This is a genomic window from Bradyrhizobium sp. 190 (assembly GCF_023073415.1).
Taxonomy (GTDB): domain Bacteria; phylum Pseudomonadota; class Alphaproteobacteria; order Rhizobiales; family Xanthobacteraceae; genus Bradyrhizobium.
This window is the reverse complement of the sequence record NZ_JADPJL010000005.1, coordinates 134,095-159,778: the sequence shown is the minus strand read 5'-3', so window position 1 is coordinate 159,778 and position 25,684 is coordinate 134,095. Positions and strand designations below refer to the sequence as shown.

General features: G+C 63.3%; 25 protein-coding genes and 1 pseudogene. 8 read left to right on the top strand and 18 right to left on the bottom strand.

All coding sequences use genetic code 11. The annotated features are described in order from the left end of the window. Nucleotides 1-151: 151 nt before the first annotated feature. From IVB22_RS01985 to IVB22_RS01955, 7 genes are all read right to left on the bottom strand, one after another. On the bottom strand, nt 152-1,102 hold the full coding sequence (locus IVB22_RS01985) for a catechol 2,3-dioxygenase (RefSeq protein WP_247515636.1): 951 nt from the start codon (nt 1,100-1,102) through the stop codon (nt 152-154). A 96-nt stretch (nt 1,103-1,198) separates the two neighbouring features. Beyond that, on the bottom strand, nt 1,199-2,041 hold the full coding sequence (locus IVB22_RS01980) for a hypothetical protein (RefSeq protein WP_247515952.1): 843 nt from the start codon (nt 2,039-2,041) through the stop codon (nt 1,199-1,201). Nucleotides 2,042-2,048: 7 nt separating this feature from the next. Further along, a complete protein-coding gene (locus IVB22_RS01975) occupies nt 2,049-2,741 on the bottom strand; it encodes a 4-carboxy-4-hydroxy-2-oxoadipate aldolase/oxaloacetate decarboxylase (RefSeq protein ID WP_247515635.1) in 693 nt (230 codons plus the stop codon). Next, a complete protein-coding gene (locus IVB22_RS01970) occupies nt 2,738-3,463 on the bottom strand; it encodes a PIG-L deacetylase family protein (protein WP_247515634.1) in 726 nt (241 codons plus the stop codon). Before IVB22_RS01970 ends, IVB22_RS01975 begins: the two co-directional genes overlap by 4 nt. A gap of 55 nt (nt 3,464-3,518) precedes the next feature. Next, nucleotides 3,519-4,517, bottom strand: coding sequence for a tripartite tricarboxylate transporter substrate binding protein (locus IVB22_RS01965; protein ID WP_247515633.1), 999 nt, complete (start codon nt 4,515-4,517; stop codon nt 3,519-3,521). 13 nt (nt 4,518-4,530) lie between these two features. After that, entirely contained in the window at nt 4,531-5,400 is an 870-nt protein-coding gene (locus IVB22_RS01960; protein WP_247515951.1) for an amidohydrolase, read from the bottom strand. A gap of 45 nt (nt 5,401-5,445) precedes the next feature. Next, nucleotides 5,446-6,171, bottom strand: a complete 726-nt coding sequence (locus tag IVB22_RS01955; RefSeq protein WP_247515632.1) for a TetR/AcrR family transcriptional regulator — start codon at nt 6,169-6,171, stop codon at nt 5,446-5,448. 171 nt (nt 6,172-6,342) lie between these two features. Here IVB22_RS01955 and IVB22_RS01950 point away from each other — a divergent pair, with 171 nt between their 5' ends. After that, entirely contained in the window at nt 6,343-7,320 is a 978-nt protein-coding gene (locus IVB22_RS01950; RefSeq protein WP_247515631.1) for a tripartite tricarboxylate transporter substrate binding protein, read from the top strand. 22 nt (nt 7,321-7,342) lie between these two features. On the opposite strand, the gene IVB22_RS01945 is transcribed toward IVB22_RS01950, so the two are convergent. Continuing rightward, nucleotides 7,343-8,602, bottom strand: a complete 1,260-nt coding sequence (locus tag IVB22_RS01945) for an MFS transporter (protein ID WP_247515630.1) — start codon at nt 8,600-8,602, stop codon at nt 7,343-7,345. 84 nt (nt 8,603-8,686) lie between these two features. Then, nucleotides 8,687-10,438 (bottom strand): annotated as a pseudogene (locus IVB22_RS01940) (EAL domain-containing protein); the annotation flags it as partial. Between the two features lie 590 nt (nt 10,439-11,028). On the opposite strand from IVB22_RS01940, the gene IVB22_RS01935 reads away from it, so the two are divergent. From IVB22_RS01935 to IVB22_RS01925, 3 genes are all read left to right on the top strand, one after another. Beyond that, nucleotides 11,029-12,792, top strand: coding sequence for an ATP-binding protein (locus IVB22_RS01935; RefSeq protein WP_247515628.1), 1,764 nt, complete (start codon nt 11,029-11,031; stop codon nt 12,790-12,792). Nucleotides 12,793-12,985: 193 nt separating this feature from the next. Next, the gene (locus IVB22_RS01930) at nt 12,986-13,570 is read left to right on the top strand and encodes a peroxidase-related enzyme (RefSeq protein ID WP_247515627.1); all 585 of its coding nucleotides are present in this window, start codon (nt 12,986-12,988) and stop codon (nt 13,568-13,570) included. A 129-nt stretch (nt 13,571-13,699) separates the two neighbouring features. Beyond that, nucleotides 13,700-14,038, top strand: a complete 339-nt coding sequence (locus IVB22_RS01925; RefSeq protein WP_247515626.1) for a hypothetical protein — start codon at nt 13,700-13,702, stop codon at nt 14,036-14,038. 260 nt (nt 14,039-14,298) lie between these two features. Here IVB22_RS01925 and IVB22_RS01920 read toward each other — a convergent pair whose 3' ends face one another. The 4 genes from IVB22_RS01920 to IVB22_RS01905 all read right to left on the bottom strand — a co-directional run bounded on the left by IVB22_RS01920 (nt 14,299) and on the right by IVB22_RS01905 (nt 18,196). Continuing rightward, nucleotides 14,299-14,964, bottom strand: coding sequence for a tetratricopeptide repeat protein (locus tag IVB22_RS01920; RefSeq protein ID WP_247515625.1), 666 nt, complete (start codon nt 14,962-14,964; stop codon nt 14,299-14,301). Between the two features lie 47 nt (nt 14,965-15,011). After that, entirely contained in the window at nt 15,012-16,346 is a 1,335-nt protein-coding gene (locus tag IVB22_RS01915; protein WP_247515624.1) for a replication-associated recombination protein A, read from the bottom strand. Then, on the bottom strand, nt 16,343-17,737 hold the full coding sequence (locus tag IVB22_RS01910) for a DegQ family serine endoprotease (protein WP_247515623.1): 1,395 nt from the start codon (nt 17,735-17,737) through the stop codon (nt 16,343-16,345). The genes IVB22_RS01915 and IVB22_RS01910 overlap by 4 nt, the downstream gene beginning before the upstream one ends. An 81-nt stretch (nt 17,738-17,818) precedes the next feature. Then, nucleotides 17,819-18,196 carry a helix-turn-helix domain-containing protein gene (locus IVB22_RS01905; protein ID WP_108518138.1) on the bottom strand — a complete coding sequence of 126 codons (378 nt, stop codon included), beginning with the start codon at nt 18,194-18,196 and terminating at the stop codon, nt 17,819-17,821. 120 nt (nt 18,197-18,316) lie between these two features. Here IVB22_RS01905 and IVB22_RS01900 point away from each other — a divergent pair, with 120 nt between their 5' ends. The 4 genes from IVB22_RS01900 (at nt 18,317) to IVB22_RS01885 (ending at nt 22,621) form a co-directional block, all read left to right on the top strand. After that, a complete protein-coding gene (locus IVB22_RS01900) occupies nt 18,317-19,330 on the top strand; it encodes a zinc-binding alcohol dehydrogenase family protein (RefSeq protein ID WP_247515622.1) in 1,014 nt (337 codons plus the stop codon). Between the two features lie 128 nt (nt 19,331-19,458). Beyond that, the gene (locus tag IVB22_RS01895; RefSeq protein ID WP_247515621.1) at nt 19,459-20,436 is read left to right on the top strand and encodes a tripartite tricarboxylate transporter substrate binding protein; all 978 of its coding nucleotides are present in this window, start codon (nt 19,459-19,461) and stop codon (nt 20,434-20,436) included. Between the two features lie 7 nt (nt 20,437-20,443). Further along, nucleotides 20,444-21,934 (top strand): amidase, encoded by a 1,491-nt coding sequence (locus IVB22_RS01890; RefSeq protein WP_247515620.1) that lies wholly within the window; start codon nt 20,444-20,446, stop codon nt 21,932-21,934. 270 nt (nt 21,935-22,204) lie between these two features. Then, nucleotides 22,205-22,621: a hypothetical protein gene (locus IVB22_RS01885; RefSeq protein ID WP_247515619.1), complete on the top strand. Its 417-nt coding sequence runs from the start codon at nt 22,205-22,207 to the stop codon at nt 22,619-22,621. Nucleotides 22,622-22,684: 63 nt separating this feature from the next. Here the strand turns inward: IVB22_RS01885 and IVB22_RS01880 are convergent, their stop codons facing one another. From IVB22_RS01880 to IVB22_RS01860, 5 genes are all read right to left on the bottom strand, one after another. After that, nucleotides 22,685-23,026 (bottom strand): DUF1236 domain-containing protein, encoded by a 342-nt coding sequence (locus tag IVB22_RS01880; protein ID WP_247515618.1) that lies wholly within the window; start codon nt 23,024-23,026, stop codon nt 22,685-22,687. A gap of 151 nt (nt 23,027-23,177) precedes the next feature. Beyond that, nucleotides 23,178-23,474: a DUF1330 domain-containing protein gene (locus tag IVB22_RS01875; protein WP_247515617.1), complete on the bottom strand. Its 297-nt coding sequence runs from the start codon at nt 23,472-23,474 to the stop codon at nt 23,178-23,180. A 28-nt stretch (nt 23,475-23,502) separates the two neighbouring features. Then, on the bottom strand, nt 23,503-23,961 hold the full coding sequence (gene greA, locus IVB22_RS01870) for a transcription elongation factor GreA (RefSeq protein ID WP_247515616.1): 459 nt from the start codon (nt 23,959-23,961) through the stop codon (nt 23,503-23,505). A gap of 138 nt (nt 23,962-24,099) precedes the next feature. Next, nucleotides 24,100-24,516 (bottom strand): 50S ribosomal protein L17, encoded by a 417-nt coding sequence (gene rplQ, locus IVB22_RS01865; RefSeq protein WP_247515615.1) that lies wholly within the window; start codon nt 24,514-24,516, stop codon nt 24,100-24,102. Between the two features lie 123 nt (nt 24,517-24,639). Beyond that, complete coding sequence (locus IVB22_RS01860) at nt 24,640-25,680, bottom strand: DNA-directed RNA polymerase subunit alpha (RefSeq protein WP_212420837.1); 1,041 nt, start codon at nt 25,678-25,680, stop codon at nt 24,640-24,642. Nucleotides 25,681-25,684 lie beyond the last annotated feature (4 nt).

Sequence of the window (25,684 nt, the reverse complement as noted above, 5' to 3'; positions counted from 1 at the left end):
TGGGACAGACCGTCTGACAACTTACCGCAGATGCCTCTGAGAAGTGACGGTGACCTGGCAGTCGCCTGCGCCTATCCGTGCCGCCTGCGTCTCGAGCGCAATGCCGGCGTTATGCTCGGGGGCGGTCCGCGTTTGGCGACGGAGCCCTATCTCACACCGGCGGCGTGCCATGGGTGTGAAACGACTCGATCGTCTTCAGCCCCCACGCCTGGCCCTTCTTGCGCTCTTCCTCGGTCCAGACGATCGGTTTCCAGTCGGGTGCGAGGATCAGGCGGGCGCCGGCGTTCGCAACCTCGACGCGGTTGCCGCCGGGCTCGTAGACGTAGAGGAAGAAGGTCTGCTGGATCGCGTGCTTGTGCGGGCCGGTCTCGATATGGATGCCGTTTTCGAGAAAGATATCGGCGGCGCGCAGGATTTCCTCACGGCTGTCGAGCGCGTAGGTAACATGATGGAAGCGGCCAGCCTTGCCGTAGTGATCGCGAGTATAGGCAAAATCGTAGCTCTTGTTCGACATCGTCATCCACATCGCGGCTTCCGTGCCGTCGTTGAGCACGATCTGCTCGGTGGTGCGCAAGCCCAGATAGTTTTCGAAGAAGAGACGGTTGGCCTTGATGTCGATGGCGAGGCAATTGAGGTGATCGAGCCTGCGGACATTGACACCGCGCGCCGGAAACCGCTGCGCCTGGTTCTTCAGCGCCGGCTTGAACTCGGGTGGCGCCTGGTACCATTCGGTCTCGTAATAGAGCTCGACGATATGGCCATCGGGATCGCGGCAGCGGAACGCCGGCCCCTGCCCCATGTCACCGTCAACCCAGCCGATGTCGAAGCCGGAGCCCTTCAGTGCAGCAACCCGGCGCTCCAGTGCCTGCGGGCTGCGGGCGCGCAGCGCCATGTGTTCCATGCCTGATGTTTTCGAGGCCGTCAGCTTGAGCGAATAGCGCTCGTAATCGTCCCAGCCGCGCAAATAAACCGACTCGCCCTTCTGGCCGCTGACCGTCATGTTCATGACGTCGACGAAGAATTTCAGGCTTTCGTCCGGCTTCGGCGTCAGCAATTCCATATGGCCGAGATGGGCGAGATCGAATATCGGCTCTGATGTCATTGGCGGTCTCTCTCGTAGGGTGGGCAAAGCGCAGCGTGCCCACCAGTTCAAACCACATGGTGGGCACGGCGCCATGCGCCTTTGCCCACCCTACAGTTACAGCGTCCGCGTCACGTCGTCGAACAGTTCGTCCACGTTGAACGCGCGCGGGATGAGCTTTTGCTGCGCGGAGTAATCGATAATCAGCTCCAGCGATCGCCGCATCTCGTCCGGGCTAAAGCGGGCCGCAGCGGATGAAACGGCGGCAGATTCGGCCAGCAGCCGATGAACCTCCCGGACCACATCCGGGTGCTGGTCCGACAATGCCTGGCTCACTACCACCATGTGATTGATCGGCACCACTCCGTGCTTTTCAAACCACGCCTTCTCTTCCGCAGCGACGTCGGCGAACAGCGGCTTCAAATCCGGATGGTCCGATTTCTCGCCGAGCACCGCATCGAGTTCGCCGTCGATCAGCATCTGGATAATCTGCTGGCCCGCGGGTGCCCGCTTGGTCGTATCAACGAATTCAGCGACGTGGGCGTCCTCGAACGTCACCCAGTCGATCGAATCGAGATCGACGCCATAATCATTGGCAAGGATGCCGCGCAGCCACGCACCGGTCGTGGTGGTGAACGAGCGAATGCCGACGCGCTTGACGTTGAGATCGCGTGGCGCGAACTTTCCGGCCTTCGCATTGTAAAGCGCATGCCCATGCTGGAACCGCGCCAGCACGACATCCGGCAGCAGTACCATCGGCTTGCCGAAAGACTTCGCCATCAGATAAGTGACGATCGCCATCTCCGAGACGTCGAACGCCCCTTCGCGGACCATCGGCTTAAAACCCTTGTTGGTCGGCGAATACTGCGCGAAATCGAGCGCGACCAGATCCGACCTGATCGACCCATTCTTCAGCGCGGTCGTGCCGGGATGGTCGCCGAGCAAGGTCCGCAGGCGCATCGCCACCTCAGTCTTCCTCCAGCTCGTCGACATAGACGAGGCCGGCTTTCGCCAGCGGCTCGCGCATATTGTACATGTCGAGGCCGAGCACGCCCGCCGCCAACTGCTTGCGCTTGCCGTCTTCGTCGGCGACGCGCTTCTCGCCCTTGGCGACCACGTCGGCGGCGTCCCTACGTCCAATCACCACCACGCCGTCGTCATCGGCGACCACGGCATCGCCCGGCACGACATTAATACCGGCGCAGACCACGGGAACGTTGACCGCGCCCAGCGTCGCCTTGACCGTGCCCTTGGCCGAGATCGCCTTCGACCAAACCGGAAAGCCCATTTCACGAAGCGATTTGGCGTCGCGAACGCCGGCGTCGATGGCGAGCCCCTTGACTCCGCGCGCCATCAGCGAAGTCGCCAGCAGATCGCCAAACATGCCGTCGGTATTATCCGTCGTGCAGCCGACTACCAGGATGTCCCCGGGCTTGCACTGTTCCACCGCCACATGGATCATCCAGTTGTCGCCGGGCTGTGCCAGGACGGTCACGGCGGTGCCGGCTGCTTCGGCACCGCTCCACACCGGACGCAGATAGGGCTTCATCAGCCCGAAGCGGCCATAGGCCTCATGCGCGGTGGCGACGCCAAGCGCGCCCAGCCGTTTCACCAGTTCGGCATCGGTTCGTTTGATGTTGCGGACGACGACCGTCTTCATGCCAGTTCCTCCATCGCCATCGGGAACAGCCGCTGATAAGCCTCGCCATAGGTCATCGGCTTGCCGGTATTGCGGCCGCCCTGCACGCCCCGCTGCAACGCGACCCGCTCATAATAGGCCCACAAATGCTTTTGCGCGGCGAGAACTTCGAACGTCTTGCGTTTGATCTCCCAGACCTCGTCGATGTTGAGGATCACCTGCGGCTTGAAATTGCACATCTCCGGCTGGTGCGGCTCGAACAGGAACACCGGCGGTGCCGAATAGGTGTATTTGGCGCCGGGCTTGTGGCCCATCGCCTGCGCGACGACACGGGTTTCCTGGGCGAAGTGCGCCGCGTTCGGATGATCGAAATTATAAGGATCCTCCAGCGCGTGGGTGAGCACGAAGGACGGATTGAGCTCGCGGTAGATATCGACCATGCGGTCGAAATGCTTATCCGTTAGCCGCAGCGGGTAGTCGCCGGCGTCGAAGAATTCGATCTCCGCTCCGAGCATCTCCGCCGCGCGCTGCGCCTCGTCACGCCGTCCAGCCTTGACCTTCTCCATCGTCGCGCCTGCCTCCTTCCAGGCGAACTGGCTTTCGCCGCGCTCGCCGAACGAGAGGCAGGCAATCTTGACGCGATAGCCCTTCTTGGCATGCAGCGCGATCGCGCCGCCCGCGCGCCAGACGAAATCGCCGGGATGCGCCGTGACCACCAGGCCCGTTTTGCCAGCATTGCTCATGATCGGGATTTCCTCCTTCGCTTGTCGCACGTGGCCGGCCGCACCGGCCGCGTGACTACTGTTTGGCAATTCCTGCCCGCTCGATCACACCAGCCCATTTGTCGATATCGGCCTTGAGCCGGTCGAGGATTTCCTCGGGCGAGCTGGCCTTGGCCTCGATGCCGAGATCGAGCGCGCGCTTCTTCAGCTCCGGCATGTCGAGCACCTCGCGCAGCGCGGCATTGAGCGTCTTGATCACCTCCGGCGGCGTGCCCTTCGGCGCAAAGATCGCATTCCACGACCGCGCCTCGAAATCGCCGCCGCCCGCTTCCTTCACCGTCGGCACATCAGGCAGGAATGAAGTGCGGATCGTGCCCGAAGACGACACTGCAATGGCCGCCTTGTCGGCAACATGCGACTGCACCGCGCTGTAGTTCTCGATCGCCATCTGGATATCCCCGCGCAACAGCGCGATCAGCACATCGGGCGAACTGCGGAACGGCACGATGGTGACGTCGACACCGGCGGTCGATTTGAACAATTGCGCCGCAAGATTCTGCGTCGACCCGACATTGATGGTGCCGACATTGAGCGCGCCGGGTTTTGCCCTGGCCGCCTTGATGAATTCAGCCAGCGTCGGATATGGCGAGCCGGCTTGCGTCACGAAGATGAAATCGAAATAGCCCATGCTCGAAACCGGAACGAAGTCGGTCACCGGATTGAAGCCAAGGCTCTTGAACAACGATACCGAGATCGCGGTGCCGTTGCTCAGCAGCGCCAGCGTATAGCCATCCGCAGGTGCGGACAGCACGGCGCGTGCGGCGTTGATGCCGCCGGCGCCCGCCATGTTCTCGATGACGAAGCGCTGGCCGAGCTTTTCGCCGAGTTTTTCGGTAACGAGCCGCGCCGTGACGTCGGCAACCCCGCCCGCGCCGAACGGCAGGATCAGCCGCACCGGCCTGTTTGGATAATTCTGCGCCTCGGCGATTTGCGGCAGCAACAATGCCGCCACCAGCAGGGCCATACCGGCGATCGACACGCCGCGCCGGCTCAGGGTGTATCGTTTGTCCACCATCGCACGCGCTCCTTCAAAACTCGAACAACCGCGCCGGATTGTCGACCAGGATCTTCTGCTGCAGCTCGGGCTCCGGCGCAAACAAGGGGATAAGGTCGACCAGATCGCCGTCGTTCGGCATCACCTTGACGTTGGGGTGCGGCCAATCGGTCCCCCAGATCACGCGGTCCGGCGCGGTCTCGACGATGCGTCGTGCGAACGGCACTGCGTCGTGGAACGGCGGTCCGCCGGATGACACGCGCTCGCAGCCGCACACCTTGACCCAGCATTTCTCGTCCCGAGTCATCAGGTCGATCAGCGTCCGGAACGGAAGCTGGTCGAGACCGTCAGATGCCTTGACGCGCCCCATGTGATCGATGGTGTAGCGCACCGGCAATTTTGCCAGCATCTCGGCATATTCAGGCAGATCGATCGCATCGAAATGCAGATCAATATGCCAGCCGAGCGGCGCCACCATCGCGACGATGCGATGGAACACCCTCATGTCGGGCACCCCGCCGAGATGGCGCACGAAGTTGAAGCGGCAACCGCGGAAACCGCCTTCGTGCAGCTCGCGAAGGCCGCGCTCGGTAATGGTATCGTCGATATTGGCGACGGCGCGAAAGGTCCCGTTGCTGATCGCGATGGCATCAAGCGCCACGCGATTGTCGGTGCCGTGCACGCTGGCATTGACGATGACGGCACGGCCGATCCCGAGCTTCTTGTGCAGCGCCCGGAAATCCTCCAGCGGCGCATCGGGCGGCGTATAGGGCCGTCCCGGCGCGTAAGGGTATTTGTCACCGGGGCCAAAGATGTGGGTATGCGCATCACACGCCAGCGCGGGGAGTTTGAATTTGGGCGTTCGTGTATCGGGATCGGGTCCGGGGATCGTCGGCTTGTGCATGGTGCCTTCTGTAGTGTTTTGGTCGCGCTTCACGGCGTCTCGAATTCATGAAGCCGAATTTTCTTTCCGCTTCCCGGCAGCGCCTTTTGCTGGCGGCTGGGTCGGTTTCGCCCGAGTGGGCGCGGTGTCGATGTGATCGACATCGGACGCCTGCAACGAGGCGACCGTCGCCGAGACGATTTGCTCGATCGCTTCCGCCATGTCGGCGCCATCGGCTTCGCCGCGGGACAGCCGCGTGACCCGCTCCGGATTGACGAGGGTGTAATAGAGCGCGCCGAGCAGGAATTGCGACCGCCACACGATCGTCGTCCGCGGCAGATGCGGCAGGCTTTCTTCAATGGCCTCGATAAAGGCGTTGGTGGTGTCGTCGAAGATCTCGGCGATGATACGCCCCACCACGGCGTTGCCCTCGGCCGACATCACGGCCCGCAGCCGCGTGAAGCGCGCCCCACCACCGGCAAGATCGCTGCTGGATGAAAACGCCGGCTGCACATAGGCCCGCACGATTGCTTCCAGCCGGTCCTGAACGTCGCGCACGCGCCGTGCCGCCACCAGCAACTCGATGCGGCGCTTGTTCATGGGACCGCAATGGCGCTTGTAGATTTCCAGCAGCAAGCCGTCCTTGCTCTTGAAATGATAGGTGATGCTGCCCGGATTGGCGCCGGCTTCCAGCGCGATGTCGCGGATCGACACGGCATTGAAGCCCTTGGTCGAGAACAGCAATTCGGCCGCACTCAGGATGGCTTCCCGCATGTTGGGATTTCGCGTCATGGCATTTGCTTTCCGTTCTCGAGTTTTGTACGTTTGTACAAATTATCAGGTCTAGTCAACAAACATCTGGGTGGGGTGACCCCGCCATCGTGGCTGGGCCGGAGTGACAGGGAGAGCCGCCGGATGCCCGGATTTTCAAATGATACTGCCAACACAAGAGGACCTTTTCTCATGATCCCACGCAGAGCATTGATCCGCTGCACGCTTGCCGCCGCGCTGTTTTCCTTGGCTGGCACGAACGTCTATGCAGATCAGTTCCCGACCAGGCCCGTGCGCATCCTGGTGCCCTACGCCGCCGGCGGCGCCGTCGACGTGCTGGCGCGCACGCTCGGGCAATCGCTGTCGAAAACCTGGGGACAGCAACCGGTCATCGAAAATCGTCCGGGCGCCGGCGGGACTATCGCGTCGCAGGCGCTCACACAATCGGCGCCGGATGGCTACACGCTGATCCTGGTCGCAAGCGGTCATCCGCTGAACCAGTTCTTCTATCCAAAACTGCCCTACGACACGTTCAAGGACTTCACCGCGATCAGCGAGATCGCCTATTCGCCGCTTGCAATCGTGGTGTCCAAAAGCAGTCCGGTGAAGAATTTGCAGGAGTTGCTGGCGACCGCGCGCGAAAAGCCGGATTCATTGTCGTACGGCATGTCCGGCAACGGCACCTCGGCCCATCTCGCCGGCGAGCTTCTCAACTACATGGCCAAGGTGAAGATCCAGTCGATCCCTTACAAGGGCGGCGCCCCCGCCCTCACCGCCGTCATCGCTGGCGAAATTCCCATGAGCGTCAATCCGCTGCCGGAGGTCGTCGGCCAGCTCGAAGGCAATGCGGTGCGTGCGCTTGCGGTGACGACCGCCCAGCGCTCGAAGGCATTGCCCGATGTTCCCACGGTCGCGGAGGCAGGCATCCCCGGCTACGACGCTTCGGTCTGGTGGGGTTTTCTCGGCCCCGCCGGCATGGTGCCTGACCTGGTCGCCAAGATCCACGCCGACCTTGCCGCCGCGCTGAAGGATCCGGTGGTTCTGGCCGCGCTGGAAAAGATGGGCGCCACGCCGGTCGGCAATTCGCCAAAGGATTTCGACGCCTTCATGCGCGCCGAGGCCGCGAAGTGGGAGCCGGTACTGAAAGAGGCGAATATCAAGATGCAGTGAGGCCGCCGGCTGCCCGATCAACTCACCGCGCATTCGCCGGCGCGTGCACGTGCCACAGATCGGCGCGCCAGTGCAGCACGATCGCCAGCATCAGCGCGAGGCCGGCCGCCGCGTAGAGTGTTCCGGTCGCCGCAAATCCGATCTCGTCGATCAGGCTGCCGGCGGCCAGCAGGCCGATCGGCAGGCCATAGATCACCATCATGCGCACCCCCATCACCCGGCCGCGGAAATTCTCGCTCGCGGTCCGCATCAGGATGACGGCAATCGAGATCATGGCGAGGCTTTGCGAAAAGCCCGCCACCACCAGGCACAGGATCGCGGTCGGCACCGTCTGCATCTGCACAAACACCAGCAAGGTCGCGTACCAGACGACGGTGGCGCCGATCATCAGCCGCGCCACCCGGATATCGCGGATCAGGCTCAACACGATCGAGCCGGCCAGCGAGCCGATCGCGAAACTCGCCGACAGATATCCGAGCCCGGTTTGGTTGGTGCCATAGATCGCCTTGGCGATGTAGGGCAGCAGGCCATTGGAGAGCGGATAGGCCGTCAGGTTGGCGAGGAACGCCACCCATAGCGCGGCCTGCATCCGCGGCGTGGTCCAGACATAGGCAACCCCTTCCTTGAGGTCGCGCATCGGCGAACGTTGCAACGCCTCGCTGGCCGCCTCGCCTGCGAGTTGCGGCTTTGCCGGGACCATGATGCATAGCGTCAGTGCGGTCGCGGTAATATAGAGGCAGACGATCGCCACATAGGCCGCGCCCATGCCGAGCGCTGCAAACAATCCGGCGCCGCTCAGCGCGCCGGCGATGCGCGCGGTATCCATCGTCGTGCGCGAGATGCTGATCGCCCCGATCAACTGGCCATGCGGCATGATGGTCGCGACCAAAGCGCCACGCACGCCAAGGTCTGATGGGCGGACGATGCCCATCACGGCCGCGACCATGAAGACGTAGACCGGTGCAAGTTGGCCGGACAGCGCCAGCGTCATCAGCACGGCCGCCAGCACCGCGTAGATCGCGCGCATCATCGCCAGCAGATCGCGGTGACCGATCCGGTCGCCGACAACGCCGAACATCGGCGCTACCAGCGTACCGATATAGCCGAGGGAGGCGAACAGCGTGAGCAGCAGCACCGACCCGGTCTCGACCAGCACATACCAGCCGAGAATGATCAGCTCCATCTCGAACGCCCACGAGGTGAGCAGATCGGCGGGCCACTGAAAACGGTAGTTCCTGACGCGGAATGGTGCGAGCGCCGAAGGCCGCGCCGGGTCGCTCAAGATGCGTTGTCGCGATTCATCGCGGTCTACCCTGCCCTGTTCTTATTTTTGCCTCACCGTCGATAGCAAGCTGTGCCCGGCGTTTCAAGCAGCCGACATCGCTCTGCCGCTATGCGTCAGCAACAGTCGCCTCACCTCGGCGGCCGGTATCGCGGGGCTGAACAGATAGCCCTGCATCTCGGTGCAGCCGAGGATGTACAGCAGGTTCCTTTGCTGCTCGGTTTCGACACCCTCCGCCGTCGTCGTCATGTCGCTGGCGGCTGCGATGTTTACCACGGCCTGAACGATGGACGAGGATGCGCCGGGACCTGCGATATCCCGGATGAAAGAGCGATCGATCTTGATCTTGTCGAACGGGAAACGCTGCAGGTAGCTGAGCGAGGAATATCCGGTGCCGAAATCGTCCAGCGCGATCCGGACACCCAGCTTGCGCAGCTGGTGCAGCATGTCGAGCGCCGCCTCGTCGTCGCGAATGAGCACGGCCTCGGTGATCTCGAGCTCCAGCCTGCTTGCCGGAAGGCCGCAAGCCGCGAGTGCCGCCGCCACGTTCAACGCCAGCGACTGGCTCCTGAACTGCACCGGCGAGACGTTGACCGCGACGCGGACATGATCCGGCCAGGTGACGGCCTCGGCGCAGGCGGTGTTGAGCACCCACAGGCCGAGCTGATTGATCAGGCCGCTGTCTTCCGCAATCGGAATGAATTCCGCCGGCGAGATCATGCCGCGTTCGGGATGCCGCCACCGCAGCAGCGCCTCGCAGGATGAGACCTTGCCGTCCTCGATATTGACCACCGGCTGATAGTAGGTCTCGAGGCTGCCGTCGCTGATCGCCTGGCGCAGCTCGAGCTCCAGGCTGCGCCGCGCCTTGGCGCGCTGATCCATGCCGGCCTCGAAGAAGCGGTGGGTGCGCCGTCCGTCGCCCTTCGCGCCGTAGAGCGCGAGGTCCGCATTCTTCAGCAACTGGTCGAGGTCCACCCCGTCAACAGGGGCAAGCGCTATGCCTATGCTGGCATCGGTGGTGATCAGATGCCCCATGCAGTCAAAAGGCTGCCTGATCGCCGAGTGGATTTCATCAACGAGCCGAGTGGTTTCCGACCGGTCCTTGATAGCGGTCTGAATGACGGCGAATTCGTCGCCGCCAAGCCGGGCCGCCACATCGGCCTCTTCAAGACAACCGCGCAGACGCTCGGCGACGCCCTTGAGCAGCTCATCGCCGATCGGATGACCGAGCGCGTCGTTGATGCTCTTGAACTCATCGATGTCGATATAGAGCACCGCCAGTTGCTCGCCCGGCCGTATCGCCTTGAGCGACTGTTCCAGCCGCTCGCGGAACAGGATCCGGTTCGGCAGGTCGGTCAACCCGTCGTAATGCGCCAGATGCGCGATCTTCTCGTCCGCGCGCCTGCGCTCGGTGACGTCCTCGATGGTCGCGACCCATCCGCCGCTCTTCAGCGGCCGGTTGATGATCTCGATCGCCCGGCCACCCGGCGCTTCCGTGAGCTGGCGCGTGGCCTTGCCGAGCCTCACCGTTTGGATGATCGCGTTGCAGAACGCGTCGACGTCGCCGTCGAATGATCCGGTTTCTTTCCGGTGAGCGATCAGCCGCTGCATGGTGCAGCCGGACTTGGCCACGTCCGGCGACAGTCCGAACATGTCGAGATAGGGCTGGTTGCAAATGATGATCCGCGCGGATGCATCATAGAGAACAAGGCCTTGCGGGATATTGTTCACGGCAATGGAGAGCTGGCGCCGCTCGGCCGCCAGCCGCCGGTCGGTCAGCCGGTCACGCCGCAGCAGCAGTCCGGCGGCCACGGCCAGAACGGCGACGAGCGCCAGCAGGAGGCGTTCGCGAAGGCTCCATCCCGAGGTCGTCAGGTCGGTCGCAACCAACACCGCGAACAGCACGCAGCAGGCCGCAAGCAATTTGACCGTTCCGCCCCCTTGCGCAGAACCGACCGAGCCGCCCGATATTTGATGACCGCCCTCGTTGCTCACCCGACGTGCCTTTGGAATGCGACAAGCGTCCGTACGAAATGGAACTCAGACAACTGATCGCGCGCCCCGCAGCAGTGTTACGCAGCACTGATGGAAGGCGCGTTACAACTTGCGGTTAGCGATCGGTTACCTCGCACACGTGCTGGCTCCAATCCGCGATCCGGCATCGGAGGTTACCGAGACGCGCCCGGCGGGCGGCGGCTCTCGTGCGAGGTGGTAAACGAATGATTAATCCGAAGCCGGCGTCGCGCGTGGCCGGAAATGCAAGAAAGCCCTTATTTTCCAGCGTAACTGACACCGGACGGTACTGACGGCACTGCCGCAAAAACGAATCCTGACCGAGATGCCGCGGATTTAGCTGACACGAACCTGCACCTGTTTAACCGTTTCGCTAGCTGGGGCTGCCCATAATGGGGGTCAGACCCCAATTCATGAGAGCCAGGTTCAACACCGTGACATCCTTCGGACGTGTGATTTCCGTGCGTGGCTCCCTCGCACGGGTCGGACTTCTGGCCGCAGGCCCGATGCCCGTCACCGAGGCGCGCGCCACCGTCGGCCGCTTCATCAGTATTCGCTGTGCGACGGCCACCACCATCATTGCGATGATCACCGAGGTGTCGTGCGAGAACCAGCAGAGCTCCGATGAATACATGGCGACCGCGTCGGTCGACCTGCTCGGCGAGATTTCCGGTGGGGAGCGCCCCAAGTTTCAGCGCGGCGTGACCAACTATCCGACCATCGGCGATGCCGTCGACCTCGTCACCGCCCAGGACCTCCGCACCGTCTATGCGCCGAGCGGGTCAGATCAGATCAATGTCGGCACCCTGCAGCAGGACCGTTCCGTCATCGCTTATGTCGATGTCGAGGAGATGCTTTCCAAGCACTTCGCGGTGCTCGGCTCCACCGGCGTCGGCAAATCGACCAGCGTTTCGCTGCTGCTCAACGAGATTCTCAAGGCGCGGCCGAATCTTCGGGTATTCCTGCTCGACGTCCACAACGAGTATGGCCGCTGCTTCGGCGACCGTGCGCTGGTACTCAACCCGCGCAACCTGAAACTGCCGTTCTGGCTGTTCAATTTCGAAGAGATTGTGGACGTCCTGTTCGGCGGCCGCCCGGGCGTGCCCGAAGAGCTCGACGTCCTCGCCGAAGTCATCCCGATGGCGAAGGGTCTCTACACCCAGTACCAGAACTCCGACCGGCTCGGGCTCAAGCGCATGGACCCGAAGTCGGGCGGCTACACCGTCGATACGCCGGTGCCGTACCGCCTGGTCGATCTGATCTCGCTGATCGATGAACGGATGGGCAAGCTGGAGAACCGCTCTTCGCGCATCATCTATCACAAGCTGATTTCGCGCATCGAGACCGTGCGCAACGATCCGCGCTACACCTTCATGTTCGACAACGCCAATGTCGGCGGCGACACCATGGCGGAGGTGATCAGCCATCTGTTCCGTCTGCCCGCCAACGGCCGGCCGATGACTATCATGCAGCTCGCCGGCTTCCCAGCCGAAGTCGTCGATTCCGTCGTGTCGGTGTTGTGCCGCATGGCGTTCGATTTCGGCCTGTGGAGCGACGGCGTGTCGCCGCTGCTGTTCGTTTGCGAAGAGGCGCACCGCTACGCCTCCGCCGACCGCAACATCGGTTTCGGCCCGACCCGGAAAGCCGTTTCGCGCATCGCCAAGGAGGGCCGCAAATACGGCGTCTTTCTCGGCCTCGTGACCCAGCGTCCGGCAGAACTCGACGCCACCATCATCTCACAGTGCAACACGCTGTTTGCGATGCGGCTTGCCAACGACCGCGACCAGGCGCTGTTGCGCTCGGCGGTCTCGGACGCTGCCGCGAACCTCTTGTCGTTCGTGCCCTCACTCGGAACCCGCGAAGTGCTGGCCTTCGGCGAAGGCGTGGCGTTGCCGACACGCCTGCGCTTCAAGGAGGTTCCGGTCCACCAACTGCCGCGCAGCGAAGCCACCATCGCGTCCGTGACGTCGGTCTCCGCCGGCCACGACATGCATTTCGTCTCCGCCGTGCTGGACCGCTGGCGCGGCGCCACATCGAGCCGCGACGTGCCGAACGATCCCGGCGTCGGCGACCGGCCCGCCGCCCGCGTCATGACGCCGGTGGAAGCGCCGATGTTGCAGCCCTCGATGGGGCTGGACCCCGACCGGTTCTCGCTCCTGAAGAAGCCGCTGCGCTGAGGCGGAGCATGATCCGGAAAAGTTGATAACGGTTTTCCCTCGCGACAAACGCGGAACGCGTTTGCGCGGAGATCATGCTCAAATAGAAGAATCAGCGTTCGCGCGAATTCTTGACGTGAGCCGGTATCCACTTCGCCGCAAAAAGCTATATGGTCCCGGCAACGCCGCCTCGCGGCTCCAGCCGGAACCTTTCATGACCAAGCCCGCCACCAAACGATTTCAGCCGCCCGCCATCGACAAGCTGCCGGAGGACATCCGCACCCGGATCCTCGCGGTGCAGGAGAAATCCGGCTTCGTCCCGAACGTCTTCCTGACGCTGGCTTACCGCCCGGACGAGTTTCGCGCCTTCTTTGCCTATCACGACGCGCTGATGGAAAAGGATGGCGGGCTGACCAAGGCCGAGCGCGAGATGATCGTGGTGGCGACGTCCGCCGCCAACCAGTGCCACTACTGCGTGATCGCGCACGGGGCGATCCTGCGCATCCGGGCCAAGAACCCTGTCATCGCCGACCAGATCGCCGTCAACTACCGCAAGGCCGACATCACGCCGCGGCAGCGCGCCATGCTCGACTTCGCCATGAAGGTGAGCCAGGCGGCCAACGAGGTTTCGGAGGCGGATTTTGCCGAGATCGCCGGCCACGGCTTTAGCGACGACGACATCTGGGATATCACAGCGATCGCGGCCTTCTTCGCGTTGTCGAACCGGCTGGCCAACGTCACCGCGATGCGCCCGAACGACGAGTTCTACATGATGGGGCGGCTGCCGAAGCAGGACTGAGCCGGCTTGCTTGCGTTTGGTTCCGGACCTTGCGGGACGGGATGGCTGGCCTGCGTCCGGCAACATTTCATGTTGGAAGTGCTGCCGGCGTGCTAAGAAAGGCTCAGGATTTTTCGCGGATCGGCGGCAGTGAAAACCCAGCGGCCCATTATTTCGGACGATGAGCACGTCGTGCTCAAGTTCCGGCCGCGCACCTCCGCCCACCCGCCGGGCGGACGGGAAGAAACCAGCCAGGCCAACGCGTCGCCGGCGGCGAACGATCTGTCCCGCTACGAGCGGCCGCGCGACGAGGGCGACGATTTCCGTCATCGCATGCTCGCCAATGTCGCCGCACTCGCCTTCACCGTGGCGTTGACCGCCATCGGCATCTGGCTCGCCGTGAGCATCGCCGATCTGCGCAAGACCCAGGACTGCGTGCTGATGGGCCGCCGCGACTGCGCCAGGATATCGGTGACGCCGCAGGGGTAGTGCCGCACGCCGCCCACTTCCAATTGTCAAACAGCCCGGCCACGTAGCCCGCATGAGCCAACGGGTCGCGCTGCAAATCGCGACGACGCCGAGAAGATGGCCCTAGGCAACTCCTTTTTTTTCGAGCATTCGAGTCTACGAAGCAAGGTCCGCTTGACGCGAAAGATGTTGCGGCGAATGGCGCTGTTCAACAACTTGGCCAACGCGCCATTTCGCTGCTGCACCACAATCGCGTTGCCGGCTAATCCAAGCCGCTCGAACTATTTGCACTGCGCGACGTTTCTGACCGCGGTCAGATCGCCCATGGAATTGTTGGACGGACGGCGCTTGGCAGCCTCCTCCGCCGCCGCGCAGGCCGCCGCCGCATCGCCGTTCTGGAAGCGCGCCCAGGCGAGATTGGTCCAGGCGTCGCCGAAATCCGGCGCGTCCTTGACCGCCTGTTCCAGCACAGACTGCGCATCACGCGGTCGTTTGGCGACCAGCAGGAAGCGACCATAATCGGCCTTGAGGGCCTTCACCGGGTTGGGCCGCTCCAGCGCGATCCTGAAGAACTCGTCCGCAGCATCCAGGTCATTGAATCGAGCTTGGGCAACCACCGCGAAGCCATGATAGACGCGGCTCTGTTCAGGCAAAATGAGAAACGCCTGATTAAATCGCACCGCGGCTTCCTTTATCTTGCCGGTATTTATCGCCCTCCAGCCACGCATGGTTGTTTCATCGAAAGCCTTCTCACGCGAGCCGGTGGCTCCCACGATGGCGTCTACAAATTTTTCATCAGCGGCTTTCTCATCCGGGCTCTTGGCCGCAAATCCAAAAAATGGCTGCTCGTTGATCGGCGCGGAATACGTCCGCTTCGTCACTTGTACGCCCGGCACCACCTCGACGGTCTCGGCGGCGGCCGCAAGCGGCGACGACAGCACCGCCACAAAGGTGACGGCGCGAATGGTTTGTGCAAGATAGTTCCCGAAACTGTTCATTCGCGCTCACGTTCCCTTCGCAACTTCGCCCAGTAGTCCAGCCGCTTGCGGATCTCGCGCTCGAAGCCGCGGTCCGGCGGATCGTAGAAGGTTTGCCGCCCCAGCGCATCCGGGAAGTAGTCCTGCCCGGAGAAGGCGTCCGGCGCGTCGTGGTCGTATTCGTAACCCGAACCATAGCCTTCCGACTTCATCAGCTTGGTCGGCGAATTGAGAATATGCTTTGGCGGCAGCAGCGAGCCGCCCTCTTTCGCCGTGCGCATCGCAGCGCCAAAGGCCTTGTAGGCGGCGTTCGATTTCGGCGCGGTGGCGAGATAGATCACGGCCTGCGCGATTGCGAGTTCACCTTCGGGAGACCCAAGAAAATCAAAGGCATCCTTGGCCGCATTGCAGATCACCAGCGCCTGCGGGTCGGCAAGGCCGATGTCCTCGACTGCCATCCGCACGACGCGCCGCGCCAGGAACAGCGGGTCCTCGCCAGCATCCAGCATGCGTGCGAGGTAATACAGCGCAGCATCGGGATCGGAGCCGCGCACCGATTTATGCAGCGCCGAGATCAGGTTGTAATGGCCGTCTGCGGACTTGTCGTAGATCGGCGCGCGGCGCTGCAGGATTTCTTGCAATTGCGCAGCGTTGAAGATTTCCTCCTTGCGCGCGGCGCGCCAGACCTCTTCGGCCAAGGTCAACGCGGCGCGGCCGTCGCCATCGGCCATCCGCACCAGCACGGCGCGCGCCTCCGCATCGAGCGGCAATTTTCGACCCTCGACCTTTTCGGCATGCGCAAACAGTTTTTCGATCGCGGCGGCATCGAGTGAATGAAACACCAGCACCCGCGCCCGCGACAGAAGCGCAGCGTTGAGTTCGAACGACGGGTTTTCCGTGGTGGCGCCGACCAGCACCACCGTGCCGTCTTCCATCACGGGCAGAAACGAATCCTGCTGCGCGCGGTTGAAGCGATGCACCTCGTCGACGAACAACAGCGTACCCTTGCCCATTTCGCGCCGGGCGCGGGCCGCGTCGAATACTTTCTTCAGGTCGGCGACGCCGGAAAACACCGCGGAAATCTGCTCGAAATGCAATTCGGTGGCATCGGCCAGCAGCCGCGCCACCGTGGTCTTGCCGGTGCCGGGCGGTCCCCAGAACACCAGCGAGCCCAGCGTGCGCGTCGCCAGCATGCGCGTCAGCGCGCCGTCGGGACCGAGGATGTGATCCTGGCCGACGACGTCGGAAAGCGTGCGCGGCCGCAGCCGGTCGGGCAGCGGATGCGGCGCATCCTGCTCCATCCCCGCCGCAGCGAAGAGGTTGGTCGCCTCGCGCGGTTGCTTCGGGCTCATCCGCCCAGCGTCACGTTGATCTGCTGGCCGCCGCGCACCACGACGATGCGCCAGACCCTGGACGACGCCTTTGAAGCCTTGTCGAGATCGCTGGTCTTGGTGATCTTCTGGCTGTTGACCGCAAGGATGATGTCGCCCTTCTGGAAGCCGACGCTGGCCGCGGTGCCGCCGTCGGCGAGATCGATCACCACGACACCCTCGGCTTGGGAATCCAGATGCAATTCATCGGCGACCGCCGGTGAAATATTGGCGACCTTGGCACCCTGGAACGGCGAGCGCGCGGTGAGCACGATTTCATCGCGGTTGGTATCGGGCGCAGTCTCCAGCGGCACCGTCAGCTTGACGGTCTTGCCGGCGCGCTGCACGTCGATCTGCGCAGCGCCGCCGAGCTGCCTTGTAGCGAAGCGGTAGTCGAACGCGTTAGGCTCGTCGATCGTCTGGCCCTCGATCGCTACAATCAGATCCGAAGGCTTCAGCCCGGCGCGCGCGGCCGGACTGTTCGGCGCGACATTGGCGACCAAGGCGCCGTTCGGCAATTTCAGCCCCAGCGTCTCGGCGATCTCGGGCGTCACCGCCTGCAGCTTCGCGCCCAGCCATGGCCGCTTGACGGCCTTGCCACCGCTCTTGGCGGACGCCACGACGACGCGCACCATGTTGGCCGGGATCGCAAAGCCAATGCCCTGCGAGCCGCCGGAGCGCGAGAAGATCGCGGTATTGATACCGACGAGCTTGCCGGTCATGTCGACCAGCGCGCCACCCGAATTGCCGGGATTGATCGCGGCGTCGGTCTGGATGAAGAACTGATAATCGGTGATGCCGACCTTGGTGCGGGCCAGCGCGGAGACGATGCCATGAGTCACGGTCTGACCGACGCCGAAGGGATTGCCGATCGCGAGCACGACGTCGCCGACCAGCAGCTCGTCGGAATTGGCGAACTCCAGCGTGGCGAATTTCTCCCTGCCGTCCTTCACGCGCAGCACGGCCAGATCGGTGCGGCTGTCCTTCAGCACGATCTCGGCCTCGAACTCGCGCTTGTCGGCGAGCGAAATCTTGACCTGATCGGCGCCCTCGATGACGTGGTTGTTGGTGACGACGAGCCCCACGGGGTCAACCATGACGCCCGATCCGAGCGAGCGCTGCATCTGCTCGGGCTGCTGGCCGGGGACGCCGAAGAAGCGGCGGAAGAGCGGGTCATCCAGCAGCGGATTGCGGTTCTGCACGGTCTTGGCGGCATAGACGTTCACCACCGCCGGCTGCGCACGCTGCACGATCGGCGCGTAGGACAGCCGCAGTTCGGCGCCCGAAGACGGCACGCGCCGGTCCTGCGCCAGCGCAGGCGTTGCAACGACTGCCGAGGCCAGCAGCAGGGCGAAGGAGCGGATCAAATTCATGCGAAAATCCTGGAATTTGGCGCCACACATATAGATGCGGGGCGGCAACGAGAGAAGATAAAGCGAACGCAATACCAGTAATCAGGCCGCGCGATCGGGCGTTTTGACGGCGTCTGGCGCCGGCGCACAGGATAGTCTTTCCTGATGGCCCTCGCCCCACGCCCGCAGCGTCTCGATCACGGGCCGCAGGCTCTCGCCAATGTCCGACAGCGTGTATTCGACCCGCGGCGGCACCTCGGCATAGACCTTGCGGATCACGAGCTTGTCGTCCTCGAGCGCGCGAAGCTGCTTGGTCAGCATGCGCTGGGTAATGCCGGGCATCCGCCGCCGCAACTCCCCAAAACGCTGGGTGCCGGCCTGGAGGTGGAACAGGATGACGCCCTTCCACTTGCCGTCGATCAGATCGAGCGTTGCCTCGACCGCGCAGCCGGGTCGGTGGGCAAAATTTCGCCGTTTCATGAGTTTTTCCCAATAGTATCCAAACAGGGACTAGTTCCCCGAATTTACAGTACTTGCCAAGTTGATGCCAGCGCGACAGTTAGGAAACCGATCTTTCCAAACGACGCAGGAGACACCGGCATGAAGGCCGTCGGATACAAAAAATCGCTCCCGATCGAGGATGCGGATTCGCTGATCGATTTCGAGACCGCCAAGCCGGAACCGAAGGGCCGCGACATCAGAGTCGCCGTCAAGGCGATCTCGGCCAACCCGGTCGATTACAAGGTCCGCAAACGCGCCGCCCCGCCCGAGGGCGAGACCAAAATCCTGGGCTATGACGCCGCCGGAATCGTCGATGCCGTCGGCCCCGACGTCACCCTGTTCAAGGCGGGCGACGAAGTGTTCTACGCCGGCTCGATCCTGCGCCAGGGCACGAATGCGGAATTTCATCTGGTCGACGAACGTATCGTCGGCAAAAAGCCGAAATCGCTGTCGTTCGCGCAGGCCGCAGCGCTGCCACTGACCTCGATCACCGCATGGGAATTGCTGTTCGACCGGCTCGGCGCCGTGCCGGGCAAGAGCGTCGATCCGCGCACGCTACTGATTACCGGCGGCGCCGGTGGCGTCGGCTCGATCCTGATCCAGCTCGCGCGCCGCCTCACCGGCCTGACAGTTGTCGCCACCGCCACGCGCCCCGAGTCGCAGAAATGGTGCCTCGATCTCGGTGCACATGCAGTGGTCGACCATTCCAAACTGATGAAAGAGCAGATCGAGAAGCTGAAGGTGCCGCCGGTCGCCCTGGTCGCGAGCCTCACCTTCACCGACCAGCATTACAAGGCGATCGCGGATTTCATCGCGCCGCAAGGCAAGTTCGGCCTGATCGACGATCCCCCGGAATTCACTGTCTCTGCCTTCAAGGGCAAGGCGGTCTCGATCCACTGGGAATCGATGTTCACACGCTCCTCGTTCCAGACAGCCGATATGATCGCTCAGCATCATCTGCTCAACGACGTGGCAGACCTGATCGACAAGGGCGTCCTGCGCACCACTCTCGACCAGACTTTCGGCACCATCAACGCCGCCAATCTGAAGCGCGCCCACGCGCTGCTGGAAAGCGGCAAGTCGCGCGGCAAGATCGTGCTGGAGGGCTGGTAGCTACCCTACAACAGGGTTGATCGGGACGTCGATTCAAGGGACCCTGTTCCATCGATCCGGGACGGCTGTCGCCGAGAACCCCGGCGCGAATTGCCGGGGAACACGGAAGACAGGAGACCTGTTTCGACATGATACGGATGTTTCTGGGGGCCGCGATAGCGTCGGCCTGTGTGGTTGCTTGTGCCTCGATCGCAACAGCCCAAGGCACCTACCCCGAAAAACCGCTGCAGTTGATCGTGCCCTTTCCGGCCGGCGGGGCCTCCGACGTCGTCGGACGCATCGTTGCCGGCGAACTCGAGGCGCGTCTGGGCAAGCCCGTGATCGTGCTGAACCGCCCCGGCGGCGGTACGACGATCGCAGCGAAGGAAGCCGCCAACGCGGCGCCTGACGGCTACACCCTGCTCTCCAGCTCGAATTCGACCTTCACCCTGCAGAATGCCGTGAAGGAGAACGTGCCGTACGACAGCGCGAAGGATTTTGAGCCGATCGGCCAGACCGGCACCCTGACCATGGTGCTGGTTACCCATCGCGACAATCCGATCAAGGACGTCGCGGCACTGGTCGCGGCTGCCAAGGCCAATCCCGACAAGCTGTCGCTCGCCTCCTACGGCGTGGCGACCACTTCGCATTTCGCCGGCGAGCTCTTCAAATCGAGCGCCGGCATCAAGATGTTGCATTTGCCCTACAAGGGAAGCGCGCCGGCGATGAACGACCTGATGGGCAAGCATATCGAGTACCACGTGGACACCGTGATCGCGATCAGGCCACTGCTCGAATCCGGCGCGGTTCGCCCGCTCGCGGTGTTCTCCGCCAAACGCTCATCGTTACTTCCCGACGTTCCGACGCTCGCCGAACTCGGCTATCCCAATATCGATTTTGTCTCCTGGGGTACCTTGGTTGCCCCCAAGGGAATCCCCCCGGCCATCCGCGGCCGGCTGGCGTCGGTGCTGGAAGAGGCGATCGCAAGCCCTTCGGTGATCGAGCGCTTTAAGAAGGTCGGGTACGAAGCCGGCTTCAAGCGCTATCCGGACTGGCCGGGCTTCATCGCCAAGGAAACCGCCGAGATGAAGGAACTGGCCCGCAAGGGCGGGATCAAGGAAGAGTAATCCCGACATGACCGAGCCGTGCGATCTGCCCGCGGTAACGGTCCGGGCGCTGATCGGCGAACGCAAGCTTTCGCCGGTCGAACTCATGGACAGTTGCATCCGGCGGATCGAGGAGATCGATCCCGCCGTCAATGCGGTCATTGCGCGCTCGTTCGAGGCGGCGCGCGCGACGGCGCAGGAGAGCGAGGCTGCCGTGATGCGCGGCGATAGCCTCGGCCCGCTGCACGGGCTTCCACTCGGGGTGAAGGACCTGATCGACGCCAGGGGGCTGCCGACGAGCTTCGGCAGCGTGCTGTTCGCGGACAACATCGCGGCCGAGGATGAGGCTGCTGTCGCGATGCTCAAGCGCGCCGGCGCCATCGTCGTCGGCAAGACCAACGTCCCCGAATGGGGCGCCGGCGGCAATACCCGCAACGCGCTTCATGGCGCCACCGGCAACCCGTTCGACCCTGATCGCTCCGCCGCCGGCTCATCCGGCGGATCGGCGGTGGCGCTCGCCACCGGCATGGTGCCGCTGGCGACCGGTTCGGACACCGGCGGCTCGGTCAGGAATCCCGCCGCCTTTTGCGGTGTCGTCGGATTCCGCCCCTCGCCCGGGCTGATCGCCAGCAACAGCCGCAACATGGCATGGCTGCAAATCTCGCAGCTTGGGCCAATGGCAAGAAATGTATCGGACGCCTGCCTGATGCTTTCCTGCATGCTGGATCGCGACGCGCGCGATCCGCTGTCGGCCATCCTTCACGCCGGCGGAACGCCCGTGCGCGAGACCTACCGCGATCCGCCAAGGACCGATCTCGCGACCTTGCGTATCGCCGCGACGTGCGATTTCGGATTCGCGCCGACGGAGCGCGCCATCGCCGAGACGTTCAGGAAGCTCGCGACGTTCGGATCGGCATTCCGCAGCCTCGAATGGACCCATCCGGATTGCAGCCACGCCGACGAGGTGTTCCGGATCTTGCGCGCCGTCGCATTTCTGGGGCGTCACCGTGAGCTTGCGGAGAAATATCCGGACAAAGTGGGTCCCAATATTCGCGACAACGTGGCCGAGGGGCTCGGCTATTCCGCTCTCGACGTCGCGCGTGCGCTCTCGCTACAGACCGCGCTCTACCGGAGCTGGCAACAATTCTTCGGCGAACATGATTTTGTCATTGCGCCGACGGTCACGATCAGCCCGCGGCCGTGGTCGGAGCTCTACCCGGCCACCATCGACGGCACGCCGACCAAAAGCTATTTCCACTGGCTGGCGCTGGCCTATGCCGTGACCAATGCCGGACACCCGGCGGTGGCGATACCGGCCGGCCGCGATGGCGCCGGATTGCCGTTCGGCATCCAGATCATCGGCCCGCGCGGCGGCGATGTCGCGACGCTTTCGGTTGCCCGCGAGATCGAGGCCCTGCTTGCCGCCAATCCAGAGACGGCCCGTCCCGTCCCCGACCTCGCCTGGCTGCGCCGCCAGCCGCCGATGTCCGGCCGGCCGGGTTTTCTGGATTTCGACTGAGGCGATATTCGTCTGTGGCTACGCTGACAGGCGGATCGCGTGCGCTCGGCTCTGCCCGAAAATGCCGTACAGCCTCACGGAGCCTTGAGTTCCAAACCGGGAAAAAATTGACGATCCTTCAGACAGGACGGGGATGTACTTCAGCGCCGTCCTGAACGCCCGTTCATGAAAGTTAAATCTGCGGGTGAAGCCATTGCAAACCCGCGGCTCAGGCAACGAACTTCACCCAAATGTGTTGATCGGGTGTCTGATTACGGAAAGGAGTTGTCCATGAGGAAAGCACCTTTGGCTTTGGCCGCAGCGGCGGTCCTGGGCCTGACGGCGGTAACGGCACCTTCGCCGGCGGAGGCCCGCTGGCGCGGCGGGGGATTTTTCCCAGCCGTGGCCGGCGGACTGATCGCGGGCGCCGTGATTGGCGGATTGGCTTCGAACGCCTACGCCTATGGTCCAGGTTACGGTTACGGCCCGGGTTACGGATACTATGGCGGCTATGCGCCGGCGTATTACGGCGGCGGGTATGGCGGGTATTACGGCGGTGGATACGCGCCGGCCTACTATGGCGGCTATTACGGCGATTCTTACCCCGTGGTTCGCTACCGCCGCGTGATCCGCCCGGCCTATGCCTACTATGGCGGTCCGCGCTTCTATGGTCCGCGGTATTACGGCGGCTACTATCGTCGCTGGTGATCCAGCAAAATGAAAAGGGCCGCCCGACTGGCGGCCCTTTTTGCATGGCGCTGCGAGAGCACCTTAGTCGATTTCATGCACCACCGTGCGCGTGCCGGGATCGACCAGCATCACGCGATTGCCTGAATAGACGTAGCGATACTTCGTCACTGACGGACCCCAATCCGAAGGCACCGCCTCGAGTTCGACGTCGGTCGGCACCTTGGCGCCAACGACAATTCGTTCGCGTGTTTCCACCGGGCGGATCTTCTGCTCGGTCACATAGCTCTTGATCCGGGTGCGATATTCCGGCTCGATCCGGACCGTCGCGCCAGCAGCTCCGGTCGTCGTCTCGACGGTGGTCTGCGCGTTGGCCATCGTCGCAACCAGCGACGCGGCGGCCGCAATCATGAACAGCTTCTTCATCTGGTTCCTCCTCAAACCGCATCAGCGCGGCTGCAGGAAAAACAGATTTTTTACGCTCTTGTTCCGGGAAGAATTCAGCTCCACTTCGCGTTGAAACGCAACGACATCGCCTCGCCTGAGGTGCCGCTTCGGCGCGCCACTCGATGCAAACTCAAACCGGCGCCACGCCCTCAACGAAGATCAGTCGCCGATCGAGCGCAGTCTGCCGTACCTTCAGCGCCTCGGCGTATTCCTGCGAGGCGTACCATTCGCGCAGACGTTCCATGGTCGGAAATTCGACGACAATGACGGCTTTCGGCGGTGGGCTACCTTCGATCACGCTTGCAGCGCCGCCGCGCACCAGATAGCGCCCGCCATACTGCGCGATCGTTTTCGCGGCGATGGCGCGATAGACCTCGAAGCCCGCCGCATCGCGCATCTCAACTTCGGAAATGACATAGGCTGGCATCCCTCACCTCGCCGGATGGTTTTGCAGATCACCGGATTTCCAGGATTTCCGCTTCGCCACCGGCGATGACGACGACATCGCCGACACCCTTGCCGAACAGCGCGCGCGCCAGCGGCGATGCGTGCGAGATCGTCCCTCGCGCGGGATCGGCCTCGTCTTCACCGACGATCCGGAACGTCTGCCGGCGGTCATCCTCGCGTACGATGGTGACGGTGTGGCCGAGCCGCACGACTGAATTGTCCGTAGGCTCCGGGATCACCGTCGCCGTAGCGCGGCGCGCGCTCCAATAGCGGACATCGCGGCGGGCGCTGGCCAGGGCCGTCCGGTCCCCGGCGGATTGCGCCGCAGCCTGGGCCGCTTGCGCTGCGGCCAACGCTTCCTCGATCCGGCGGAGACCTTCAGCGGTTACATCATTCGGAAGATCGGAGATCGGCCGGTCAGGCAGATCCTCGACGTCCTCGGTGTCCTTGACGAAAGCACGGCTCATGCATTGTAAAACGCCTGCAGTCCCCGAGGGTTCCTATCAACCCACGCCCACACATGGTGAGGAGATAACGAGCGCGTTAGCCGACAAAAAAAGCGGCGCCCAAAGGCGCCGCTTTTGAAACTTGCGATTCTGAAAGACTTAAGCCGCTTCGGCTTCCTTCTCCTGCACCGGGCCGGAATCCTGGCCCTTGGCATCGACGTCGCGGTCGACGAACTCGATCACGGCCATCGGGGCGTTGTCGCCGTAGCGGAAGCCAGCCTTGATGATGCGGGTGTAGCCGCCCTGGCGGTCCTTGTAGCGGGGCGCCAGCGTGTCGAACAGCTTCTTGACCTGATCCTTGTCGCGCATCTCGGAGATCGCCTGGCGGCGCAGCGCCAGCCCGCCCTTCTTGCCGAGGGTGACCAGCTTCTCGACGATCGGGCGCAATTCCTTCGCCTTCGGGAGCGTGGTGACGATCTGCTCGTGCTTGATCAGCGCCGCGCACATGTTGGCGAACATCGCCTTGCGATGCTCGGCGGTGCGGTTGAGCTTACGATGAACCTTGCCGTGACGCATTGAACTATTCCTTGATTTGTCTTCGTCGCGACGGTTCGTCGGACTTGTTGCTCAGGTGGGCTGCCTGCGTTCGCCCGATAACGTAATGGCCGGGATTCCCCGGCCACGACGATAACTTTCGACTCAGTAGTGATCTTCGAAGCGCTTGGCGAGCTCGTCGATGTTCTCCGGCGGCCAGCCCGGCACTTCCATGCCGAGATGCAGACCCATCTGGGCCAGCACTTCCTTGATCTCGTTCAGCGACTTGCGGCCGAAGTTCGGGGTGCGGAGCATTTCCGCTTCCGACTTCTGCACGAGGTCGCCGATGTAGACGATGTTGTCGTTCTTCAGGCAGTTTGCCGAACGCACCGACAGTTCGAGCTCGTCGACCTTCTTGAGGAACGCCGGGTTGAAGGCGAGATCGGGGATGATCTCCTGCGCCACTTCCTTGCGCGGCTCTTCGAAGTTCACGAACACGTTGAGCTGATCCTGCAGGATGCGGGCGGCATAGGCCACCGCGTCTTCCGGCGAGATCGCGCCGTTGGTCTCGATCGTCATGGTCAGCTTGTCGTAGTCGAGGATCTGGCCCTCGCGGGTGTTCTCGACCTTGTAGGAGACCTTGCGCACGGGCGAGAACAGGCTGTCGACCGGGATCAGGCCGATCGGCGCGTCCTCGGGCCGGTTACGCTCGGCGGCGACGTAGCCCTTGCCGGCGGCAACCGTGAACTCCATGCGGATTTCCGCGCCCTCGTCCAGCGTGCAGATCTGCAGGTCGGGATTGAGCACCACGACGTCGCCGACGGTCTGGATGTCGCCGGCGGTGACGACGCCCGGGCCGGACTTCTTCACGACCATGCGCTTGGGGCCTTCGCCCTGCATCTTGATCGAGATGTCCTTGATGTTGAGCACGATGTCGGTGACGTCCTCGCGAACGCCCGCGATCGAGGAGAACTCGTGCAGCACGCCGTCGATGTGCACCGACTGCACGGCGGCGCCCTGCAGCGACGACAGTAGGATGCGGCGCAGCGCGTTACCGAGCGTCTGGCCAAAGCCGCGCTCGAGCGGTTCGGCTACGACGGTTGCAAACCGGGTCGCATCGGTGCCCGGCGTTACCTGCAGCTTGTTCGGTCGAATGAGTTCTTGCCAATTTTTCTGGATCGTCACTTTGTCACCCCTTCGGGTCAATAGA

Excerpts from the sequence above, each read along its gene's own strand:
- rplQ (WP_247515615.1), bottom strand. The coding sequence starts at position 24,516 with ATGCGTCACGGCAAGGTTCATCGTAAGCTCAACCGCACCGCCGAGCAT.
- IVB22_RS01885 (WP_247515619.1), top strand. The coding sequence starts at position 22,205 with ATGAGGAAAGCACCTTTGGCTTTGGCCGCAGCGGCGGTCCTGGGCCTG.
- IVB22_RS01955 (WP_247515632.1), bottom strand. The coding sequence starts at position 6,171 with ATGACGCGAAATCCCAACATGCGGGAAGCCATCCTGAGTGCGGCCGAA.
- IVB22_RS01975 (WP_247515635.1), bottom strand. The coding sequence starts at position 2,741 with ATGAAGACGGTCGTCGTCCGCAACATCAAACGAACCGATGCCGAACTG.
- IVB22_RS01980 (WP_247515952.1), bottom strand. The coding sequence starts at position 2,041 with ATGCGCCTGCGGACCTTGCTCGGCGACCATCCCGGCACGACCGCGCTG.
- IVB22_RS01935 (WP_247515628.1), top strand. The coding sequence starts at position 11,029 with ATGAGAGCCAGGTTCAACACCGTGACATCCTTCGGACGTGTGATTTCC.
- IVB22_RS01880 (WP_247515618.1), bottom strand. The coding sequence starts at position 23,026 with ATGAAGAAGCTGTTCATGATTGCGGCCGCCGCGTCGCTGGTTGCGACG.
- IVB22_RS01905 (WP_108518138.1), bottom strand. The coding sequence starts at position 18,196 with ATGAAACGGCGAAATTTTGCCCACCGACCCGGCTGCGCGGTCGAGGCA.
- IVB22_RS01900 (WP_247515622.1), top strand. The coding sequence starts at position 18,317 with ATGAAGGCCGTCGGATACAAAAAATCGCTCCCGATCGAGGATGCGGAT.
- IVB22_RS01965 (WP_247515633.1), bottom strand. The coding sequence starts at position 4,517 with ATGGTGGACAAACGATACACCCTGAGCCGGCGCGGCGTGTCGATCGCC.
- IVB22_RS01970 (WP_247515634.1), bottom strand. The coding sequence starts at position 3,463 with ATGAGCAATGCTGGCAAAACGGGCCTGGTGGTCACGGCGCATCCCGGC.
- IVB22_RS01960 (WP_247515951.1), bottom strand. The coding sequence starts at position 5,400 with ATGCACAAGCCGACGATCCCCGGACCCGATCCCGATACACGAACGCCC.
- IVB22_RS01890 (WP_247515620.1), top strand. The coding sequence starts at position 20,444 with ATGACCGAGCCGTGCGATCTGCCCGCGGTAACGGTCCGGGCGCTGATC.
- IVB22_RS01895 (WP_247515621.1), top strand. The coding sequence starts at position 19,459 with ATGATACGGATGTTTCTGGGGGCCGCGATAGCGTCGGCCTGTGTGGTT.
- IVB22_RS01985 (WP_247515636.1), bottom strand. The coding sequence starts at position 1,102 with ATGACATCAGAGCCGATATTCGATCTCGCCCATCTCGGCCATATGGAA.
- IVB22_RS01910 (WP_247515623.1), bottom strand. The coding sequence starts at position 17,737 with ATGAATTTGATCCGCTCCTTCGCCCTGCTGCTGGCCTCGGCAGTCGTT.
- IVB22_RS01930 (WP_247515627.1), top strand. The coding sequence starts at position 12,986 with ATGACCAAGCCCGCCACCAAACGATTTCAGCCGCCCGCCATCGACAAG.
- greA (WP_247515616.1), bottom strand. The coding sequence starts at position 23,961 with ATGAGCCGTGCTTTCGTCAAGGACACCGAGGACGTCGAGGATCTGCCT.
- IVB22_RS01950 (WP_247515631.1), top strand. The coding sequence starts at position 6,343 with ATGATCCCACGCAGAGCATTGATCCGCTGCACGCTTGCCGCCGCGCTG.
- IVB22_RS01875 (WP_247515617.1), bottom strand. The coding sequence starts at position 23,474 with ATGCCAGCCTATGTCATTTCCGAAGTTGAGATGCGCGATGCGGCGGGC.
- IVB22_RS01915 (WP_247515624.1), bottom strand. The coding sequence starts at position 16,346 with ATGAGCCCGAAGCAACCGCGCGAGGCGACCAACCTCTTCGCTGCGGCG.